This window comes from Cobetia sp., from assembly GCF_983723665.1.
This window is the reverse complement of sequence record NZ_CFDJES010000252.1, coordinates 1-2,501: the sequence shown is the minus strand read 5'-3', so window position 1 is coordinate 2,501 and position 2,501 is coordinate 1. Positions and strand designations below refer to the sequence as shown.

The 2,501-nt window shown below is 61.6% G+C and carries 3 protein-coding genes; all 3 read left to right on the top strand.

Going from position 1 to position 2,501, the window contains the following annotated elements; genetic code table 11:
• The coding region (cysC, locus tag AC4FAH_RS14515; protein WP_490246311.1) for an adenylyl-sulfate kinase at window positions 1-798 on the top strand (798 nt) is incomplete at its 5' end.
• 62 nt (window positions 799-860) lie between these two features.
• Window positions 861-1,289: an RT0821/Lpp0805 family surface protein gene (locus tag AC4FAH_RS14510; protein ID WP_024950952.1), complete on the top strand. Its 429-nt coding sequence runs from the start codon at window positions 861-863 to the stop codon at window positions 1,287-1,289.
• A gap of 229 nt (window positions 1,290-1,518) precedes the next feature.
• A partial coding sequence (locus AC4FAH_RS14505) for a polysaccharide biosynthesis/export family protein (protein WP_490246310.1) occupies window positions 1,519-2,501 on the top strand: 983 nt, incomplete at its 3' end.

The window sequence follows — 2,501 nt, the reverse complement described above, 5'->3', positions numbered from 1 at the left end:
ATCCACCAGACCGACGTCAACACCATGGCGCGCAACGAAGCGGAGAACATCCCGCTCAACGGCATCGCCCGCGTGCAGGTCGAACTGACCCAGCCGCTGGCCATGGACAGCTACCAGCGCTCGCCGCATACCGGCAGCTTCGTGTTCATTGACCGTCTGTCCAACATCACCATCGGTGCGGGCATGGTCAAGGAGACCCTGAGTGCCAGCAACATCGTGTGGCACGACATGGCGGTCACCAAGCAGCGCCGCGCCGATCGCAACAAGCAGAAGCCGTGCATCATCTGGTTCACCGGTCTGTCCGGTGCCGGCAAGTCCACCGCCGCCAATGCTCTGGAGCGTCAGCTGTTCGCCATGGGCTACAACACCTACCTGCTGGACGGCGACAACGTGCGTCACGGCCTGTGTGGTGATCTGGGCTTCAGCGAAGACGACCGCGCCGAGAACATCCGTCGTGTCGGCGAAGTCGCCAAGCTGATGGTCGATGCCGGCATGATCACCCTGGTCAGCTTCATCTCGCCGTTCCAGGCCGATCGCCAGACCGTGCGCGACATGGTCGGCACTGACGAGTTCATCGAAGTCTTCGTCAACACGCCGATCAGCGTCTGCGAAGAGCGTGATCCCAAGGGCCTGTACCGCAAGGCGCGTGCCGGTGAGATCAGCGACTTCACCGGCATCAGCTCGCCGTATGAAGCGCCGGAGAACCCGGAAATCGAGATCAACACGGGTGAACTGAGCCTCGAGCAGACCGCACTCAAGCTGGTCAATCAGCTCAAGCACTACAACGTCATCGGCTGATGCATTCACGCCGATCAGCCCTCGCCGCAAGGCGGGGGCGTTTGCCGTTTCAGGACTCACATATGACTTTATCCCGATTCAAACAGCGCTTGCCGCATGTCGTGCGTCTCGCGGCAGTCGCAGGCCTGGCACTGGCGATTACCGGTTGTGCGACCTCCTATCCGGAATCCACCGGTGCCGGCAGCACCAACCTGGCCAACCTGACCGGCGCTGCGTCATTGCCGGCGGATGTCTCGTCATTTCTCGACAGCGCCGCCCCCGGCAGCGTGATTGCCGTGCCGACCAGCCCCTGGGGCAGCAACGTCGAAGTGGTCGCCCATGAGCGCTATTTCGCGGCCAGCGGACGTATCTGTCGCGAGCTGACGGTCTCAAATTCGCGTGATCTGCCCAGCAAGGAGCTAGCGTGCCGGACCAGTAATGACGGTAAGGCTGGTGAAGGCACCTGGGTGACCCAGCGGTTGGTGACCGGCCTGCTGGAAGAGGCCCGCTGAGGAACTTCTCAATAACTTCTCGCTGAAAGGCCCATACAGGGCTTGGCGTGATATGACGATTGCAGGAAACAGGCTGGTCTGGTCGGCGCTGTCATTCCTGACCGACGCTGCACTATTTTTTGCACGAATTTCTTTGCACTACGAGGGGCCTAGCCCGATGACAATTTCCAGATTCTTGCTCCGGGCCGGGTGCCTGGTGGCGGTAGCGTGCCTGAACGCCAGCCCTGCCATGGCAGCCGGCCTGGACAGCGGTTCCATCCTGTCCAGCAATGACCAAGCCTCCAGTATTCCGCAAAAGACGGATAGTGTAGAAGACAAGGCGCGTGCTGATTGGCGCAGCGGAACCTACGGGCCGCTGACCTCCCGTGCGCAGACCGACCCTGATTCCCTGCCGCCGTTCGGCGAAAACCTCTTTACCGGTGGTTTCCGCGGCATGATGGCCGATGGCCTCAACAGCAGCTACACCATCAAGCCGGGTGACCAGATCACCCTGCGTGTCTGGGGTGGGGTCGAGATGGAGTCCGTGCTGCCTGTCGATGCGCAGGGCAACATCTTCCTGCCGGGCATCGGTCCGGTGAAGGTGCAGGGCACCACCAATGCCCAGCTGGATGGCAAGGTACGCAGCGCCATTCAAGAGGTGTATCCCGAGAACGTCAGCGTCTACACCAACCTGCAGGGCGTGCAGCCGGTGGGTGTCTTCGTCACCGGGTATGTCAAGAATCCGGGCCGCTACGCCGGTACCCCGAATGATTCCATGCTCTATTTCCTCGACCAGGCCGGCGGCATCGACCAGGCGCTGGGCAGCTACCGCAAGATCAAGATCAAGCGCAATGGCCGCGTCATCAATACGGTCGATCTCTATGACTTTCTGATCAATGGCGAGATCGCTCGTCCGCAGTTCCGCGATGGCGATACCGTCGTCGTCGAGGAGCGTGGCCCGGCGATCAGCGTGGTCGGGGATGTCGAGCGTGATTATCGCTATGAGCTCACCGACTCGCGTCTGAGTGGCGAAGACGTCCTGAACCTGGCGCGCCTCAAGTCAGGTGTCTCTCACGTGCTGCTGCGTGGCTCACGTCCCGACGGCCCCATCTCGCGCTATCTGCCGGTGACGGAATTCCGCGGCGCTGATGTGCGTGCAGGGGATGAAGTGCTGTTCAGTGCCGACCAGCGTGACGAGACCATCGTCGTGCAGCTGGAAGGCAGCTTCTATGG